This is a genomic window from Marinimicrobium sp. C2-29 (genome assembly GCF_038419845.1).
In the GTDB taxonomy this organism is placed as follows: Bacteria; Pseudomonadota; Gammaproteobacteria; order Pseudomonadales; family Cellvibrionaceae; genus Marinimicrobium.
Map to the genome: position 1 here is coordinate 66,390 of NZ_JBCAQT010000008.1, position 17,770 is coordinate 84,159.

General features: G+C 62.4%; 14 protein-coding genes. 2 read left to right on the plus strand and 12 right to left on the minus strand.

From position 1 onward, the window contains the following. Positions 1 to 88: 88 nt before the first annotated feature. Positions 89 to 1,000, minus strand: coding sequence for a 4-hydroxybenzoate octaprenyltransferase (gene ubiA, locus AAE484_RS09425; RefSeq protein WP_341938127.1), 912 nt, complete (start codon positions 998 to 1,000; stop codon positions 89 to 91). Next, positions 997 to 1,599, minus strand: coding sequence for a chorismate--pyruvate lyase family protein (locus AAE484_RS09430; protein ID WP_341938128.1), 603 nt, complete (start codon positions 1,597 to 1,599; stop codon positions 997 to 999). The genes ubiA and AAE484_RS09430 overlap by 4 nt, the downstream gene beginning before the upstream one ends. Positions 1,600 to 1,780: 181 nt before the next feature. Between AAE484_RS09430 and AAE484_RS09435 the strand changes: the two genes are divergently transcribed. Beyond that, positions 1,781 to 3,052 carry a dicarboxylate/amino acid:cation symporter gene (locus AAE484_RS09435; RefSeq protein ID WP_341938129.1) on the plus strand — a complete coding sequence of 424 codons (1,272 nt, stop codon included), beginning with the start codon at positions 1,781 to 1,783 and terminating at the stop codon, positions 3,050 to 3,052. 52 nt (positions 3,053 to 3,104) lie between these two features. Here the strand turns inward: AAE484_RS09435 and AAE484_RS09440 are convergent, their stop codons facing one another. The 6 genes from AAE484_RS09440 to AAE484_RS09465 all read right to left on the minus strand — a co-directional run bounded on the left by AAE484_RS09440 (position 3,105) and on the right by AAE484_RS09465 (position 9,484). Beyond that, entirely contained in the window at positions 3,105 to 3,494 is a 390-nt protein-coding gene (locus tag AAE484_RS09440; RefSeq protein ID WP_341938130.1) for a hypothetical protein, read from the minus strand. A gap of 42 nt (positions 3,495 to 3,536) precedes the next feature. Continuing rightward, positions 3,537 to 3,947 (minus strand): acyl-CoA thioesterase, encoded by a 411-nt coding sequence (locus AAE484_RS09445; RefSeq protein ID WP_341938131.1) that lies wholly within the window; start codon positions 3,945 to 3,947, stop codon positions 3,537 to 3,539. Beyond that, positions 3,944 to 4,720, minus strand: coding sequence for a fumarylacetoacetate hydrolase family protein (locus tag AAE484_RS09450; protein WP_341938132.1), 777 nt, complete (start codon positions 4,718 to 4,720; stop codon positions 3,944 to 3,946). The genes AAE484_RS09445 and AAE484_RS09450 overlap by 4 nt, the downstream gene beginning before the upstream one ends. 132 nt (positions 4,721 to 4,852) lie before the next feature. Next, positions 4,853 to 6,253, minus strand: a complete 1,401-nt coding sequence (locus tag AAE484_RS09455) for an HDOD domain-containing protein (protein WP_341938133.1) — start codon at positions 6,251 to 6,253, stop codon at positions 4,853 to 4,855. A 213-nt stretch (positions 6,254 to 6,466) separates the two neighbouring features. Continuing rightward, positions 6,467 to 8,551: an ATP-dependent DNA helicase RecG gene (gene recG / locus AAE484_RS09460; RefSeq protein ID WP_341938134.1), complete on the minus strand. Its 2,085-nt coding sequence runs from the start codon at positions 8,549 to 8,551 to the stop codon at positions 6,467 to 6,469. Positions 8,552 to 8,563: 12 nt separating this feature from the next. Beyond that, positions 8,564 to 9,484, minus strand: coding sequence for a hydrogen peroxide-inducible genes activator (locus AAE484_RS09465; protein ID WP_341938135.1), 921 nt, complete (start codon positions 9,482 to 9,484; stop codon positions 8,564 to 8,566). 96 nt (positions 9,485 to 9,580) lie between these two features. Here AAE484_RS09465 and AAE484_RS09470 point away from each other — a divergent pair, with 96 nt between their 5' ends. Next, on the plus strand, positions 9,581 to 10,453 hold the full coding sequence (locus AAE484_RS09470) for an SDR family oxidoreductase (protein WP_341938136.1): 873 nt from the start codon (positions 9,581 to 9,583) through the stop codon (positions 10,451 to 10,453). Between the two features lie 174 nt (positions 10,454 to 10,627). Here AAE484_RS09470 and AAE484_RS09475 read toward each other — a convergent pair whose 3' ends face one another. From AAE484_RS09475 to AAE484_RS09490, 4 genes are all read right to left on the minus strand, one after another. Then, complete coding sequence (locus AAE484_RS09475) at positions 10,628 to 11,881, minus strand: hypothetical protein (protein ID WP_341938137.1); 1,254 nt, start codon at positions 11,879 to 11,881, stop codon at positions 10,628 to 10,630. Positions 11,882 to 12,081: 200 nt separating this feature from the next. Next, positions 12,082 to 13,902, minus strand: coding sequence for a DNA helicase RecQ (gene recQ, locus AAE484_RS09480; protein WP_341938138.1), 1,821 nt, complete (start codon positions 13,900 to 13,902; stop codon positions 12,082 to 12,084). 115 nt (positions 13,903 to 14,017) lie between these two features. Then, a complete protein-coding gene (locus AAE484_RS09485; RefSeq protein WP_341938139.1) occupies positions 14,018 to 16,561 on the minus strand; it encodes a glycoside hydrolase family 9 protein in 2,544 nt (847 codons plus the stop codon). A 5-nt stretch (positions 16,562 to 16,566) separates the two neighbouring features. Beyond that, positions 16,567 to 17,661, minus strand: a complete 1,095-nt coding sequence (locus AAE484_RS09490) for a hypothetical protein (protein WP_341938140.1) — start codon at positions 17,659 to 17,661, stop codon at positions 16,567 to 16,569. Positions 17,662 to 17,770 lie beyond the last annotated feature (109 nt).

The following is a 17,770-nucleotide window of genomic DNA, read 5'->3' on the forward strand; positions in this document are numbered from 1 at the left end:
ACTTAGTGTTACACAATTATGACATGGCGAAAATTGATTTGATGTCGAAGTATTACCAATTGCCCCCGGGCGGGGTGGCAGGCGCGTCTCAGGCCATCCACAGGTCCAGCACCAGCCCCACAAAAATGACGAAGCCCACCCAGTTGTTGCTCAGAAAAGCCCTGAAGCAGGCCGCTCGCTCGCGAAAGCGGATCAGGTACTGATGATAGACAAACAGGCCGGCGGCCGCCGCCAGGCCCAGGTAGTACATCCACCCCAGATCAAAACGGCCACCGACCATCACCAGCGCATAGAGCGTGAGCCCCTGAAGCAGGCCGATCATCACCCGGTCCAGCTCGCCGAACAGCACCGCCGTGGACTTGATGCCCACCTTCAGGTCGTCGTCCCGGTCCACCATGGCGTAGAGGGTGTCATACACCACGGTCCAGAGCAGGGCGGTTGTGTACAGCAGCCAGACATCGGTGCCCAGACTGCCGCGCTGGGCGGCAAAGGCCATGGGAATGGCCCAGGCAAAGGCCGCCCCGAGCACAATCTGGGGCAGGTGGGTATAGCGCTTCATGAAGGGGTAGCAGAACGCCAGCGCCACCGCCCCGAAGGAGAGCTTGATGGTGAAACTGTCGGTGAGCAATACCAGCCCAAAAGCGACCAGACAGAGCCCGACAAAGAGGGTGATCGCCTCGCGCTCGCTCGCCTCACCGGTGGCCAGCGGCCGCTCGCGGGTGCGCTTCACATGGCCATCGAAACCCCGGTCGGCGTAGTCGTTGATCACACAACCGGCCGAGCGCATCACGAACACGCCCAGCACAAAAATGATCAACAGGTCCCAGTCCGGAAAGCCCCCCGCCGCCAGCCACAGTGCCCAGAGCGTGGGCCAGAGCAACAGGAAGGTGCCGATGGGTTTGTTCAGGCGCGTGAGGCGCAGGTAGACCGGCAGGCGCTCGCGCCAATCAATGCCGGCGACCGGTTTCGCGCGCCTGGGCTGAGTTCGGTGTCGGTTCATGAGGATCGCTCTCGCATCGATAGTAGTCGTTGAGTGAATGCCGGCAAAAACACTTCGCTGACCAACAGCGGCCTGGCCTCCAGACGGAAGATGGAGCGTCGGCCCCACAGCGCCTCCTCCCCCTGAAGCGATGCCGGCACCGAACTGTTTCGGGGCGTCATCCGACTGAGCTCAATCGGCCCGCGCTCCAGATCGGGCTGGGCAAACAGAAAGCCACCGAGCGGCCGGGTCTGCAGGCGCCGCAGCTGACGCAGCCGACCTGTCAGACTGGTGAGCGGTATGACGCTGCGGGCAAACACCCAGGGCTGCCCCTCGCCCCAGAGCACCACTTCGCGCACCAGGGCCCAGCGACCGGCTCCCAGCCCCAACGCCCGGCGCTCGGACAACCGGGGACGGGCCAGCCCCTGGCGCCGAACGCTCACCCGAAAATCCCCTCGGCTTTCGCGCACCAGCTTGGCGGTGAGCGAGCCCTGATCCAATAGCCAGGGTTGCAGGTGGCGGGGCCCGGCGCGGCCCGGCGTCCAGCGGGGTTCCGCCGGCCAGCCAGACCTGTCCCCGGGCTGCCTGGGCGCATCCCGAGCGGCGTCAATCTGTGTCAAACAACCTCCCTTAGCATTGCGCTGGCGCTGTCAATCTTGTGAGCCAATGGGGCGCCATTCTAACAGCTTCCGCCCCGGCGGGAGCCCCTCCGCCTTTACCCGAGGCGCTGGGATTGCTTTAATGGCGCTCACTGAGCCTATTCACAATAAATGTTCACAGACAATAACGACGAGCCCACCTATGAGCTTAACCCAACGCATTCTCCTGGCCATGGCCCTCGGCGTCGGCACCGGGGTTCTGATCAACCTGCTGGCCCCCAGTGATGAGCACTTTCTGCAGGCCTGGCTGGCACAGGGGTTTTTCGACGGCGTGGGTCAGATATTCATCGCCTCCCTCACGCTGCTGGTGGTGCCGCTGGTGTTTGTCTCTCTGGTGTGCGGCAGCGCCTCGCTAGGCGGACACAGCCGAATGGGTGCCATGGCGGGCAAGACCATCGGGCTCTACCTGGCCACCACCGCCCTGGCGATAACCCTGGCGCTGACCATCGGCACTCTGGTCAAGCCCGGCGAGGGCATCGAAATGCCCGGCGAGGTGGAAGAGTTCACCGGCGTGGATAAACCCTCGCTCAAAGAAACCCTGGTCAACATCTTCCCCAGCAACCCGGTGGAGGCCATGGCCGAGGGCAACATGCTGCAGGTGATCGTCTTTGCCCTGCTGCTGGGCATCGCCATCTCGCGCGTCGACCACAAAGCCTCGGGCTACATGCAGACGTTTTTCAATCACCTCAACACGGTGATCCTGAAGCTGGTGATGATTCTGATGCACCTGGCGCCCTACGGGGTCTTCTGCCTTCTGGCCAAGCTGTTTGCCGAGCTGGGCTGGGGCGCGATCGCCGATCTGGCCCTGTATTTCTTCACGCTGCTGTTTGTATTGCTGCTGCACGGGTTGGGGGTCTACAGCCTGTTTCTCAAAGCCTTCACCCGGCTGAGCCCGGTGCTGTTTCTACGCAAGATGTGGTCGGTGATGGTGTTCGGTTTCAGTACCGCCTCAAGCAACGCCACCCTGCCCGTGACCCTGCGCACCGTCGAACAGGACCTGGGCGTGGACAACAAGGTCGCCTCCTTTACCGTTCCTCTGGGCGCAACCATCAATATGGACGGCACGGCCATCATGCAGGGCGTGGCCACCGCCTTCATTGCGCAGGTTTACGGTATCGACATCAGCCTGACCGGTTACTTGATGGTGGTACTGACCGCCACCCTGGCCTCCATCGGCACCGCCGGTGTGCCGGGGGTGGGCATGATCACTCTGGCCATGGTGCTGCAGCAGGCAGGGCTGCCTGTTGAGGGGGTGGCATTGATCATCGGGGTGGACCGTCTACTGGATATGGTTCGCACTGCGGTGAACGTCACGGGCGATGCCATGGTTTCCACCGTGGTCGCCAATAGCGAAAACCTGCTCGATCGGAAACAGTTCGGGCGGCCGCTCGGCTCCTATGGGGAAGACGAGTGAGAGGCGATCCGGCGCGTGGCGCTGAGCGAAGCGCGCCCGAGTCAGCCGGACGCTAATCCTGCTCTGGCGGTGGTTCCTGTGACGGCTCCGCCGGGGCCTGCCGATCCGCCGTGTTCTGAGGATCAACCGGGTCGCAGCGCCAGCCCCATTCACGGTGCTGCTCGACAAATTCGCGCGCCTTCTCCTCGCAATAGCCCTCTTCATTGTCGGCCGACCAGGGCGTTTCCACCCCGTTTTCTTTCTCGTACCGGACTTCACAGGGGGCCGCCTGGCCCTCCACCTCATAGACCACACTGATGGTGCGCCCCTGTTGGCCAAAGGCGCAGTGATAGCGTTCGCCCTCACTGGCTCGGGCCGACAGAGCCAGCAGCGACAGGACTAAGCCGAGTAACAGTGTCTGCTTCATGGTTCCCCCAAAGTCGGTTGAAACTTCATTGAACATTCTGACCGTCCTGACCGTCAGCAATCCAACGGCAAGCCGGAGTCACTCAAACCAGGCCCGGACCGCCTCCGGCAAGGGACGGGATTTACCGTCGCTGCCAAGCCAGACAATCTTGGAGTGGGCTTCGGCCGCTGGCTGGTCGGGCTCGGCCTGGGTGTAGAGCCGAAAGTGCGCGACAAAGCTGGAGCGGCCGGGATCAACGGCGTAGCAGTCCACACGCAGGGTTTCGGGGTAGAACACCGGGCGCAGAAACGTGCAGCCCACGGTGACCACCACCGGATAACTGTCCTTGCGCAGGGTTATGCCCGCGGCACTCAGCCACTGAAACCGGGCCTCTTCACAGTAGCGCAGATAGAGGGTGTTGTTCACGTGGCCAAAGGCATCCATATCCCCCCAGCGCAGCGGGATCTTGCAGGAGAAGTTGGGAGCGTCCGGCAGAGGAGTCTCTGTCATCCGGTCACCCTGGCCTTGAAAGAGACGTTCAGATCGCCCAGCTCTCCAAATTGCAGCCGCACCGGTTCTTCCAGAGGCGCCTCCAGCACCCCGGCATAGGAGCCGGTAATGATGAACTCGCCGGCTTTGAGGCCCTGAGCGCGGCTGCGCAGAAACTCGACCAGCCAGTAGAGGGGCGCCCGGGGATGGGTATTGGGGTGTCGCCCCTGGTGATGTTCGGGCGCCGAGCTCTGGCTGTGCAGGGTAATATCCAGTTCGCTGGCTTCCAGTGCCAGCTCCGGATCCACTTCCGGTCCGACAAACAGACCCTGATTGAGCAGGCCGTCGGCCAGCATTTCCGGAAACTCGGCCGAGGCGGGGTCCTCGTAACGGCTGTGAATCAGCTCCAGCACCAGGTGGGTGTGGGCAACGGCCGCGTCGATCTCGCTGTTTTCATAGGGGTGCTCCCGGGGGGGCAGATCCCGCCCCAGAACAAAGGCCAGCTCGGGTTCGATCCGGGCGCGCCCCCCGGGGGCCCAGACCGAGACTGGGGGCTCGCGGTGAATATCGCGAGCGTGGATAGGGGCCACGACCAGACGGTCGGGGGGCGGCTGCAGACACTTCCAGCCACCGATGTCGGCGCCCAGATCGCGCGTCACCTGGGCCTGGATGGCCAGCGCCGACTCCAGATCCTGCGGACGGCAGTTCTCGGGCAGGCGGCCCTCCTGGGCCCCGCTGCGACGACGTTCGGCCAGAATACTGGCCGCCTGGGCGACCGCTGACGGATCTAACATAGAAGGCTACTCTCCGCTCGTTCCAATCGTTTGTGGAGCCTGCGCACCTCGTTGCGCGCTGAAAGACTGTGACCCGGACCACCGGTCTTGTGTCCGGCCCCGCGCTAACCTCGGTGGCGACGTCGATGGCGGTTAGCGGGGGCTGAGCTGTAAAGCAATATGGTCCAGGTCGTCCAGCGACTCCATGACATTTTCCACCGTGGCCTGTGCCTTGGCCGGATCCAGGTGCAGGTCGGCAAACACGCTGTCGGGAATGTCCAGCTTCGGCCCCAGTCCCAGGCCACGCTGCATGAGCAGTCGTTGGGCCACGAAGATCAGTTTCGCATACTCGTGGTGCTCCCCCTGATAGCCCGGGTTGTTCTGGTGACGCAGGGCCACCACCACCTCCTCGGGCATGGACCAGAGCGACATCAGGCAACTCGACAGTTGCTCCCGGGTAATCCCCAGCAGGTGACGCTCGATGGGCTGATGGTAACTGTGGGGGTTGGCCTCGGCCATGCGACAAAACTGGCTGAAATAGGGCGGAAAAATTTCCGCCAGAATGAGATAGCCGAAATTGTGCAGCAGCCCCGACAGGTAGGCCATACCAAAGGTGGGGCGATGCTCGCGCGGAATGGCGGTCACCAGCCCCTCGATGGTCGCGGCGGTATACACCGACTGCTGCCAGTAGCCCAGGTAGCCCTCCGGGCCCTCTTTGGGCATATTCAGGCTGCGCCCCAACGCCAGGCCCAGCGCCAGGTTGAGCACCATGTCAAAACCCAGCACCCGCACGATGGCATCGTGAATGGAGCGGATCTTGCCCGGCGCTGAATAGTAGGGTGACGCCGCCCAGCTGACCACCTGTGCCGCCAGGCTGGGATCGGTTTCCACCACCTGCGCCAGATCACTGATGTCCGCGTTCGGGTCCACTCGCAGGTTGATGATCCGCTGGGCGGTTTCGGACAGCGGGGGCAGCTCCAGGGTTTCCTCCAGCCGCTGTTTGATCCGCAGCTGGGTAAAGCTGCGCAGCGCGCCCAGAATCTGCTCCTGGTCCTGGGCGGCACTGATATCCTGCTCCAGCGGCTCCAGTGGCATGGCGATGTCGCAGATGATGGCGTCCTCCAGCACCTGCTGGAAGTCATCGCGGTTGATGTGCAGCAGTTGCTCGTCGTTGCCGGAATCCAGCAACAGACTTTCGCGGCTCAGCAACTGCTTGTCCACCAGCGTGGGCAGACCCGCCAGCTTGGGCAGGGCCGGTACCGTCTGGAGGGCGTGAGAGTCGCAGAACTGGCGCACCGCATCCTGCCCGGTCGCCCGCAATTCGCGCCCCATCTGTCGGTTGACGGCGTTCAGGTCGAGCAGCGTATCGGCCGAAATGACCACCAGGATTCGCCCCCGGTCGTCTTCCAGCAATACGGCCTTGGCCGCTCCGACATTGCGCAGGTGCTGGTCGTGCCAAAGCGGTTGATTATTGGCATCGAGGGGTGCTGCGGCCAGATCGTAATGAATGTTCTGGCTGTTCAGCAGCGATTCTACGCTGGTGGGTAAAGGCACGCGTCAGACTCCTTTAATTGGTGGTCGCCCAGTTTCATCAAACCGAATCCTATATAACAGCAGTGTGTAAGAACCGGGGCGCTTGTTCAAGCGCTTTCTACCCGCTTCATCGGTGGCATCTAACCTCATTCTAGACCAACTGACCGCGAGGACCGCTGCCACTTTCGAGACGCCCTTCACAATGTCGCATGAAACATCACCCAGGGACGCCACTCATACCCGCAGGTAACGGCGATTCTCTCCCAGCCAGCGCTCGATGATCGACTGACAGAGACCGGGGTGAGTCTGCAGCAACTGTTGCGCCCCTTTCTGCACCCGGGGCAATAGCGGCGCATCGCGCTCCAGGTCGGCAATCTTGAACTGCATATCGCCGGTCTGGCGAGTTCCCAGTACCTCCCCCGGCCCGCGCAACTGCAGATCGCGCTCGGCGATGACAAAGCCGTCGCTGGTATCGCGCATCACGCCCAACCGTTCGCGCCCCTGACGCGATAGCGGTGAACCGTAGAGCAGTACGCAGTGGCTGGCTTCCGCGCCCCGGCCGACCCGGCCGCGCAACTGATGCAACTGCGCCAGGCCGAGACGCTCGGGGTTTTCAATGATCATCAGGCTGGCATTGGGCACATCCACGCCCACCTCGATGACGGTAGTCGCCACCAGCAGATCTACCTCGCCGGCCTTGAAGGCGGCCATCATCTGCTCCTTCTCTTTCGCTTTCAGCCGGCCGTGAACCAGCCCGACCCGAAGCTGTGGCAGTGCCTCGCGCAGGTTTTCGGCGCTCACTTCGGCGGCCTGGGCCGCCAGGGTTTCGGACTCCTCAATCAGGGTGCAGACCCAGTAGGCCTGTCGCCCCTGCTCACAGGCCCGGCTGACCCGCTCGATAACTTCGGGCCGGCGCTGTTCGCTGATCACCACGGTGGTGACCGGCGTGCGCCCGGGCGGCAGCTCGTCGATGGTGGAGGTGTCCAGATCAGCGTAGGCACTCATGGCCAGCGTGCGGGGAATCGGGGTGGCGGTCATGATCAGCTGGTGCGGCCGGCGACCGCCGTGGCTGCCCTTCTGGCGCAGCTCCAGCCGCTGATGCACCCCGAACCGGTGCTGCTCATCAATCACCACCAGGCCCAGGTTGGCAAAGGTCACGTCCTGCTGAAACAGGGCGTGAGTGCCCACCACCACCTGCGCCTCGCCACTGGCCAGTCGCTCGAGCTGGGCGCGGCGTTTGGCGGGTGTCAGGCGACCGGTCAGCCACCCCAGCTCGATGTCCAGCGGGGCGAGCCAGGCGCCAAAATTGTTCCGATGCTGCTCGGCGAGAATTTCCGTGGGTGCCATGATGGCCACCTGATAACCACTGGCCACGGCCGCCAACGCGGCCATGGCGGCGACCAGGGTTTTGCCCGAGCCGACATCCCCCTGCACCATGCGCAGCATGGGAGAGGCCTTGGCCAGATCGGCAAGAATCTCCCGGTGAACCCGCTGCTGGGCGCCGGTCAGCTCGAAGGGCAGCGATTCGAGAAACCGCCGCTCCAACCTGGTATCGGGAACGATCGGCGGGGCCCCCTCGGCCTGGGTCTGCTGGCGCAGCATCAGCAGGCTCAGGTGATGGGCGAGCAACTCCTCAAAGGCCAGGCGCTGTTGATAGGGGTGCTCGCCCTCTAACAATTGGTGGACATCGGCATCGCGCGGCGGCGCGTGCAGATAACGCAGCGCTTCGGCCAGGGGCACCTGGTGCAACTCGCGCCGCAGCTCCTCCGGCAGCAATTCCGCCGGAGCCTGCCGCTCCAGCCAGACCAGCGCCTGGGTGGCGAGCGAACGCATGCGCAGCTGCGTCAGCCCCTCAGTGGCCGGATAGACCGGAGTCAGCCGCTGCTCCAGCGCGGGGGCTTCATCCAGCGACTCGTACTCGGGGTGATAGAACTCCAGGCCGGAGGCGCCGCGCCGACTTTCGCCAAAGCAGCGCAGCCGGGTGCCCGGGGTCAGTCGCTGCTTCTGCGCGGCGGAAAAGTGGAAAAAGCGCAACGTGATGGTACCGCTGCCGTCCTGCAACCGGCACACCAGGCTGCGCCGGCGGCCGTAGACAATGTCCGCGGCGCGGATTTCCCCCTCGATCACGGCATTGACGTTTGGCTGCAGTGCGCCGATGGGTGTGACCCGGGTGCGGTCCAGATAACGCAACGGCAGATGAAACAGCACATCCTGGACACTGTGCAGCCCCAGTTTCGCCAGCTTTTCCGCCAGCCGGTCCCCTACGCCTTTCAACGCAGTGACCGGAAGTCGGTCCAGACTGACGGCTTCCTGATTCACAGCGGCGACCGCCTATCGATCGTCGGTCAGGCGGCACATATTGATGGCCTTGCGCAGCGCATCCACCGCCTTGTAGCGGGGGAAGCTGGCACGCCAGGCGAGTGCCACGGTCCGGCTGGGCGCGGGTTTGGTGAAGGGCCGGGTGACCAGCATGTTGGGCGTGTAATTGGTGGCCACAGCGGCGGACATGGGCAGAATGGTGATTCCCAGGCCCGAAGCCACCATGTGGCGCAGGGTCTCCAGGGAGCTGCCCTCGGCGGCGGTGCGGATGCGGCCATTGTGGTCGTCCATCGAGGTCTGCAGGTTCGGACAGGTGGCGAGCACCTGATCGCGGAAACAGTGCCCCTCGCCCAGGAGCAGGACGTTCTGGGCATCCAGGTCGTCGGGGTTGATCGACTCCTGCGCCGCCAGCGGGTGATCCTGGGGCATCAACACCACAAAGGGCTCGTCAAACAGGGGCTGGGTGACCACATCCGCCTCGGTGAAGGGCAGGGCGACGATGATGACATCCAGCTCGCCCTTGCGCAGCTTCTGGCGCAGGGTGGCGGTGTAGCCCTCTTCCACATAGAGTGGCATTTTGTTGGCAATTTTCTGCAGCTCGGGGATAAAGTGGGGCAGCAGGTAGGGTCCGATGGTAAAGATGGCGCCCACATGCAGGGGGCTGCTCAGCTGATCTTTCCCCTCGTTGGCAATGTCCTTGATGGCCGAGGTCTGCTCCAGCACCAGGTTCGCCTGGGCGACAATTTTCTCGCCCAGCGGCGTCGCCTGCACCCGGGATTTGGAGCGCTCAAACAGCGCCACACCCAACTCTTCCTCCAGCTTTTTGACCGCAATGCTCAAGGTGGGCTGGCTGACGAAGCAACGCTCGGCCGCGCGGCCAAAGTGTTGTTCCTGGGCGAGTGTTACGATGTAGCGCAGTTCTGTTAAAGTCATCTCTTCCATCTCTTTCCCGCGCGCGAGTCCCTTTCGTTGGGGAACCCATGACGCACGGGTTGGTGCACCTGAATTTGACCCCAAGTTTGCCCTTTTATGATCGGATACGCAAAGACAAATAGCGAAAAACTATTGATCCTTGGCTGTGGCGACCTGGGCCGCCGCCTGGCTGGCCAGCTGGCGCCGCTCGGCTATGCAATCACCGGCCTGAGACGACATCCCCCTGAATCGTCCGACAACCTGCAGTATGTGGCGGCCGACACCGCCGATCGTCGGGCACTGGAGTCGATTGTGGCGGAAGGCTTCGATGTGATTCTGGTGACCATGACCCCCTCGGAGCGCGGCGATGAGGGCTACCGCAAAGCCTATGTGCAGACCTGCGAAAACCTGACCGCCGCCCTGAAAACAACCGGGCAGACGCCCCGCCTGCTGCTGTACGTCTCCAGCAGCGGCGTCTACGGCCAGAGCGACGGCGAGTGGGTGGATGAACAGTCCCCCACCGAACCCAACCGCGACAGCGGCTGGCGCCTGCTGGAAGCCGAGCAGGTGATCGCCCAGAGCGGGTTTGACCACTGTATCGTGCGCTTCAGCGGCATCTACGGGCCGGGGCGCAACTATTTACTGGAGCGGGTGCGCCAGGGCCGGGCAACCCTGAGCGCACGCTATACCAACCGGATTCACGCCGACGACGCGGCCGGCGTGCTGGCCCATCTGATCGAGCACCAGCGGATGGGCGACCCCATTGACAGCCTCTACCTGGCAAGCGACAACGAGCCCGCGCCCATGGCCGAGGTGGTCAACTGGCTGGCAATGCAATTGCAAGTGGACGAAGCCCGCTTCGCCCCGGACGAGGGCCAACTGGGCAAGCGCTGCGACAACCGCCGGCTGCGCGCGACGGGCTACGAGTTCCGCTACCCGGACTATCGGGCGGGGTACAAGGCATTGATGGCCGATCACAAAACAACCTAACAATCAGGTTTCGGAGTTCAAAGCCAATCGTGTGGCACCAGGCGGGGGGGCTAACGGCTTTCCGGAACCGTCGAAGGCATGGATGCCGACGTCGAGCTTACAGGGACGTATTTACAGCGTGTTCCGGAAAGCCGTTAGCCCGCCCGCCGACCAGAAATGAAATCCGAAACCAGATTATAAAAAGAACCAACCGGTGACCGTGCCGTACATGATGAAGGCGGAGAGCGGGATATAGGCCGCCAGAGTGGCGGTTTCGGCCGCCGGATTGAGCGCCGGTCGCCAGAGATTGATCAGCAGGTAGGCCGCGAAATAATAGCGTGGCTCCACCAACGGATGACTGATCACCGCGAGGGGGATAAACAACAGCAGCCAATAACAGCGCCGGTCCGGGTAGGGCATGACGCACAGGCTCAGCGCCATCCAGGCGATGGGAATATACAGCAGTGCCCGCAACGCCACGTACTCGGTCATCAGGTAAAGCAGGCCGTTGTGCATGAAAAAATGATAGAGGGTGTTGTTGTAACCGTGCGGATTATCGAACGTCCCCATGTAAAAGAAAAACCCGGCCACCACCAGTGCCCAGACCCAGAGCTTTTTCTTCAACGCAATGATATTGGGTAGCTGCTGAATACAGAGCGCCAGAAACAGTGCCCAGGCGCAGATCAGAAAGACGTACAGATTACTGATATTGAAGTTCAGCATCTGGTGGGCCTCGGTATCGCCAATGGCGACCCCGCCGTTGTAGATCACAAAGGCAATGAACAGCAGCCCGACCAGCACCAGCGGTGCTCCGTGCACAAAGGCATTGCGAAACGCCGCCTTGACCGGCAGCGGACGCCGCCACTCAATGTCTTCCATTGCGATCAACACGTAGGCCAGCGCTACCCAGATGATCGAGTCCTGCCGGATCATGACCGCACAGAAACCGGCCACGCCCGCCCAGACATAGCGGCGCCCGAGCGCCGTGTGAAAACACAGCGCGATGAAAAGCAGCGCCCACAGATCCGTGTAAATCAGAAAGAAGTAGGGAAACATCAGCGGGGTGAAAAACAGCTGCAGCGTGCGCAGAGTCGCCAGCTCCGGCCAGTAGCGAACGGCGGCACGGTAGAAAACCGGCAGGATACAGAGCGCCACCAGCAGGTTGGTCAGGCGTAACAGATAGTCGTGATAGTAGCCGATCTGGCGCATCACAAACCCGATCACATAGTGAAAGGTCGAGGGCATGGTGATGTTGTCAAAATGCTCCGTGCCACCCACGTAGTAATGCCATATCTGGGGTGCGTGAAACCCCTCGTCCGAGGAGGGACCACCCAGCACACAGGAGAGGGCATAACCGAAAGCGGCCCCCGCCAGAATCAACAGAGTGGCGTAGGCATTTTTTTCAAAACTACGGGTCGGGCTTGGGGTACAGTCGTGGGACTCTTCCATAAGAGCACTGCCTTGCATTTTTTATTGATTGCCAGAGGCCGAAAAGCCGGGGAGACCGGGTTAAACAGCGGTTCACACTCTACAAACAATCATCCGGCTTTGTCGGAACTGCGTCAAAGTTTTTCGTGCCGCCGGTGAAAGTCCGGGCTTGCGACGCAGGGCTCGTGGCGGAAAAGCGTATGACCCTGCCCGGTCCCGATTTACAGTGCCTGACTCCCGGAGTAATCAAATTCGCGGATCACATCGAGAAATTCAATACCGAAACGCTTGAGCTTGCTGTCGCCTACCCCGTTGACCGAGAGCAGATCCTGCTCGTGCAGCGGGCGCTGCTCGAGCATGTCGCGCAGGGTGACGTCGTGGAAAATCACATAGGGCGGCACCCCGTGCTCCTCGGCCAGGCGTCGGCGACAGGCGCGCAGGGCCTCCCAGAGCGGGCGATCCGCCTCGGCAATGTCGGCATCCGGCCGGCGGGCGGTGCGGGTGGTGGGTTTGCGGGTGCGCAGGTCCCGGCGCAGATGCACGCTCTGCTCGCCGCGCAACACCGGGCGGCACAGTTCGGTCAGCTGCAGGCCGCCAAAACCGGCCGGGTCCACGTCCAGATAACCGGCCGCCACCAATTGTCGTAGCACGGTGCGCCACTCATCGGCAGTCAGATCCTGACCGATGCCATAGGTGGTGACTTTATCGTGGCCCTGGGTAATGACTTTTTCGTTAGTGCTGCCGCGCAGGACATCGACAATATGGGTGGCCCCGAAGCGCTGACCGGTACGATACACACAGGAGAGCGCCTTGCGCACCGCCTCGGTGGCATCCCAGGTTTCGGGCGGGATCAGGCAGGTATCGCAGTTGCCGCAGGGCTCTTCCATCACATCGCCGAAATAGCGCAACAGCGTCTGGCGGCGGCAACTGGTAATTTCACAAAGGCCGAGCATGGCGCTCAGGCGCTGCTGTTCCTGGCGCTTGAACTGCTCATTGCCCTCGGAGGCGCCCATCATCTGGCGCAACTTGACCACATCCTCCAGGCCGTAGAGCAGCAGCGCGGTGGCCGGCTGGCCGTCGCGCCCGGCGCGGCCGGTCTCCTGGTAGTAGGCTTCGACGCTCTTGGGCAGGTCCAGGTGCGCGACAAAACGCACGTCGGGCTTATCGATGCCCATCCCGAAGGCGATGGTGGCGACCATGATCACGCCGTCTTCGCGCAGAAAACGGCTCTGGTGGGTCTCGCGCAATTTGCCGGGCAAACCGGCGTGGTAGGGCAGCGCATTGAACCCCTCGCGGCAGAGCCAGTCGGCGGTCTGCTCCACTTTCTTGCGCGACAGGCAGTAGACAATGCCCGCCTGCTGGGGATGCTCCTCTTTGAGAAAACTGAGCAGCTGGCGGCGCGGGTTGTCTTTCTGCTGAATCCGATACTGGATGTTGGGCCGGTCAAAACCGACGATGAACTGCTCGGCCGCCCCCAGTTCCAGGCGCTCGACAATTTCCTCGCGGGTGCGCATATCGGCGGTCGCGGTCAGGGCGATTCTCGGAACTTCGGGAAACTCCCGGTGCAGCATATCCAGGCGCAGGTAATCCGCGCGGAAGTCGTGGCCCCACTGCGCCACGCAGTGCGCCTCGTCGATGGCAAACAGCGCCAGGGGCGCGCGCTGCAACAGATCCAGGGTGCGAGGCTGAATCAGCCGCTCCGGTGCCACATAGAGCAGATCCAGCTCACCCGCCAGAAGCGCCCGCTCGGTGGCCTGGACTTCCGGAAAGGAGAGGGTGGAATTGAGGAAGCCGGCGCGCACGCCCAGCTCGCGCAGAGCGCTCACCTGGTCCTGCATCAGGGCAATCAGGGGGGAGATCACAATCCCGGTGCCCGGACGGGCCAGAGCGGGAATCTGGTAACAGAGGGATTTGCCACCGCCGGTGGGCATCAGAACCAGCGCGTCTTCCCCGTTGACCAGGGCCTGAACGATCGCCTCCTGCTGACCGCGAAAGCTGTGGTAACCGAATACGTGCTGAAGGATGTCCCGGGGGTTCTGCATGGCGCAGAGTATACGGGCTGAGGCAGTGCAACACCAGATGGAGAGAGGATCAAAACCGGCGCCTCCCTGCGCCGGGTCGATTTGCGTGCAAGTGTTTAAAGGCTGAAAGGATCAATCAGTCACAGACCTCCCCTGTGACCTCCGGCACCCGGGCGCTGCCACTGCCGGCCTTGCTGACCTGAAAGCCGAACTCCACGGACTGGCCGGGCTGAATCGACCCGTTCCAGCCCATATCGCTGGCGGTATAGGGGTTGCTGCCAGACAGCTGGACGTTCCAGCTGTTGGTGACGGACGCCCCCTGACCCAGCTCCCAGTTGACCGACCAGCCATCGATTGGTTGACCGCCGGTATTGCTGATGCGAATGCCGCCGGTATAACCGTTGTTCCACTCGTTGCTGATCAGATACTCGCAACTGGCCAGGCCGTCGTCGGTGTCTTCCGAGCTGGAAGCGCTGGAGGAGCTTGCCGCTTCGGAGGAGCTGCTGGTACCGCCCTGCTCCGAGGAGGCCGAGTCGCCCTCGATACCATAGGGAGCGGGTTGCGACGAGCAGGTGCTGGGCGCGATACAGCTCTCGCTGTTCTCCCAGCCCCAGCCGCTCTGGGTATCCTCACACAGGGGGTAGAGAGTGCCGTACCAGTTGCACTGCTGACCGGTGGCGTCGTCGTTGGCGCTGCTTGAGGACTCGCCGGTCCCGGAGGACGACGAGCTCGACGAAGAGGCGGGTGTGGATGAGGAGCTGGACGAGGCCGTGCTGCTCACACTCGACTGGCTGGCGCTGGAGACGCTGACCGAGCTGGACGAAGAAGACGCCGGTGAGGAAGAGGATGAATCACCGTCATCACCCTGCGCGTAATCGTCGTGAAAGGCCAGGACCCAGGCCAGAGCACTGTTCCAGTTGATGGTGATCTCGTTGGTCGACCAGGCCTCAATGTGATCCATATAGCAGGTAGCTGGGGCCGTCTGACAACCGTCGAGATTGGAGCGGGACAGGTCATCTTCCAGGCCATCGTTCGGACCACCGGACAGAGAGCCGGGCGGCAACCAGGGGTAGCTGCCATCCAGCGCCTCTGCCCAGAAGCGATGATGCGGCTGGGTCAGGGCATCTTCCCCATGCCCGGAGACAAACGAGAAGGAAAGGGTGTTGCGACCAAACAGGTAATCCACCCCGAGGGCCACACCATCGGCGTACTGGTCATCGCCGGTAAAATCGTGGGCAAGCCCCAGCAGGAACAGCTTGTTGGCGATCACATTGTTGGAGCCCCAATAATATTCTTCCTCGGTATTGGGTATGCGATAGCCGGTGGAGGCGATGGTATCGAGATGACCATCGGCCAGCGCTACGATATGTTGCTGTGCCTGAGCCCGCAACGATTGGGTGTGGCTGGTGGGCACCGTGGCCAGAGACATGACCCCCGGCAATTCGGTATCGGGCCAGGCCCAGTCGGTGCGCTCGAGCGTATAGCTCTCAATGGTGGGCAGGTAACGGCTGTCGCCCGTGGTGATGTAAAGCTCGGCCGCCGCCCAGTAAAACTCATCGGCCGGCTCATCATCGCCATAACCGCCGCCACCATTGTTGTAATCGCCACTGTAGATATCATCGGGGTTTGCCTGCGCCGCGTCCCAGGCACGCTCGGCCGCGCTCAGACACTCATTGGCAAAGGCCTCATCGATGTCGGCCCAGAGCCGGGCACACTGAGCACCAGTGGCCGCCAGGTTCAGGGTCGCCGTCACACTGGGTGGCACCAGCGCACGCTCACTGCTGTCTTCGTGGGGAGCCAGGGGCAGACCGGTCCAGCCCACATCATGCATTTTATGGTGTGCCATGCCCGCTTTGGTTTCACCTTCGGGTACCTGCATGGCCAGCAGGAACTCCATCTGCCAGCGCACTTCGTCCAGAATATCCGGCACGCCGTTGCCACTTTCGGGAATGTTCAAAGCCCCGTCGGCGAAACGATCGGCGTTGTCCCCCAGGTACAGGGCACGCTCGTACATGTTGAGCAGCTTCCAGGCAGAGATACCACCGTTGACAACATACTTGCCGTGGTCGCCGGCATCGTACCAACCCTTGATCACATCCAGAGAGTAATCACAGGTGCCCTGCCAGCAGGGGACATCGTAATCGCCCTGGTTGACGCCCTCGTTCAGGTGCCCGGCGGGTCGCGCCCACTGCGCATCGGAGGCAAAGCTGGTATTGCCTCCGCCGGTGTACTGGGTCTGGATTTCAATGCCGCTGCGGTTGTGATAGAAGTATTTCAGCGAGTCGTACAGAGGCGCGGTGAACGCATCCGATGCAATCGTAAACGGGTAGCTTTCGTCGCCGTCAATCAAAAGCACATAGTCTTCGCCCGCGGCCACCGTGTCGGGCAACTCCAGTTGGTGCAGGCGTTCACCAGAGGCGGGGTCCAACCCGGTGGGGACGGTATCGCCCTGGGCTACCAGCTCGCCCTCGCGGTACAGCCGCCAGGCCACCGCCACCTCACTATCGCTGGCGTAGGTGGCCACCTTGGTACCATTGGGCAGATAGCCCACCTGGTTGACCCGGGGATTGCCGACCTCGGCCAGCGCGACCGACGCCAGAGAGCAGGCCAGAGCGGCAGGCAATGCCTGCTTGATGCATCTGGATAAAATTGTTTGCCGATTATGTTGGGACACACTCATTGTTGTTATCTCCTGTTGGGGTTTAGCGTCCATTGCAGGTAAGACTCGGGGGCGACCTTGTCATGCAGTGTTTTTATTTCCCTGCCCTCGAGGTTCATGGTGCGCAGTGAGAGCCGACGCGCGTCCAGTTGGTCGGCATACAGATAGGCGATGCGCTGCTCGTCGGGGGAGAACACCGGTGCGCCATGACGGCCGTCCCCGTCGGTCAGTTGCCGGGTTTCCCCGTTCAGACCAGCCCGGAAGAGCTGCATGCTGCCCCGGTACACTTTTTCCCGCGCCTGCTCGTCGTAGGAAAATTCAAAGTCCACCAGACTGGCATAGAGCAGCGCCTGTCCATCGCGGGACCAGCTGACCGGCTGTTGCACATGCTGACCTCGATCGGTGAGCGCGCGCGTATGGCCGTCGGCAAGATTGCGCACAAACAGCTGCCGAAAACCCTCCGGATGATTCACGATATAGGCCAGCTGCTTTCCATCCGGAGACCAGCTGACCGCGGTGACCACGGCACCCTCCGGGGCATGGGTGGCTTCCGGCTGCGCACCCCGGTCCGCGTCGCCCACCGACAGAAACTCGACGCGCGACTGGCCCGGGTCGAACACCACCACTGCCAGCTGTCGGCCGTCGGGCGACCAGTCGTAATCGAGAATATCGCGGGCCGTCATGAGGCGTTTGGATTCGTCCCCGTCCGGGGTGGTCCAGTAGAGTTCCGCGCTATCCGGCCGGGCGTGCAGATAGGCGATGCGCTGCCCATCGGGGCTGAACGTCGGAGTGATGGCGCTGTGCTCGGTGTCGGTAAGCGAGCGCAGATTCTCACCCTCGCGGTCGGCCATGAATACCTGGAAGCGCTCCCTGTGGCGACTCAGGTCAATTTCTGTTTCGGTTTTGCGATTGGACATGAACACGACGCGGCCGTCGGGCGCCCGATCCGGATGCAGGTCCCGCCAGTGCCGACTTTCAAGATAGGGGCGGGTTTCTCCCGATTCCCCGGCGATCTGAATCTGTGTGGATGGCCCGATGGTGCGGGCGACAAAATAAATCTGCCCGTCACGGTTCTGTGGTGACGTGACGTTGGTATTGCACGCGGACAACCAGAGTGCCACGCCTGCAAGACATAGAATTCGGAAAAATGTAAACCCGGTGTTTCCGGGAGCGTGAGTCGTCATTTTACGTTGACCCTGTTTATTGTTCTGAGAGTGTGGTTGAACGATA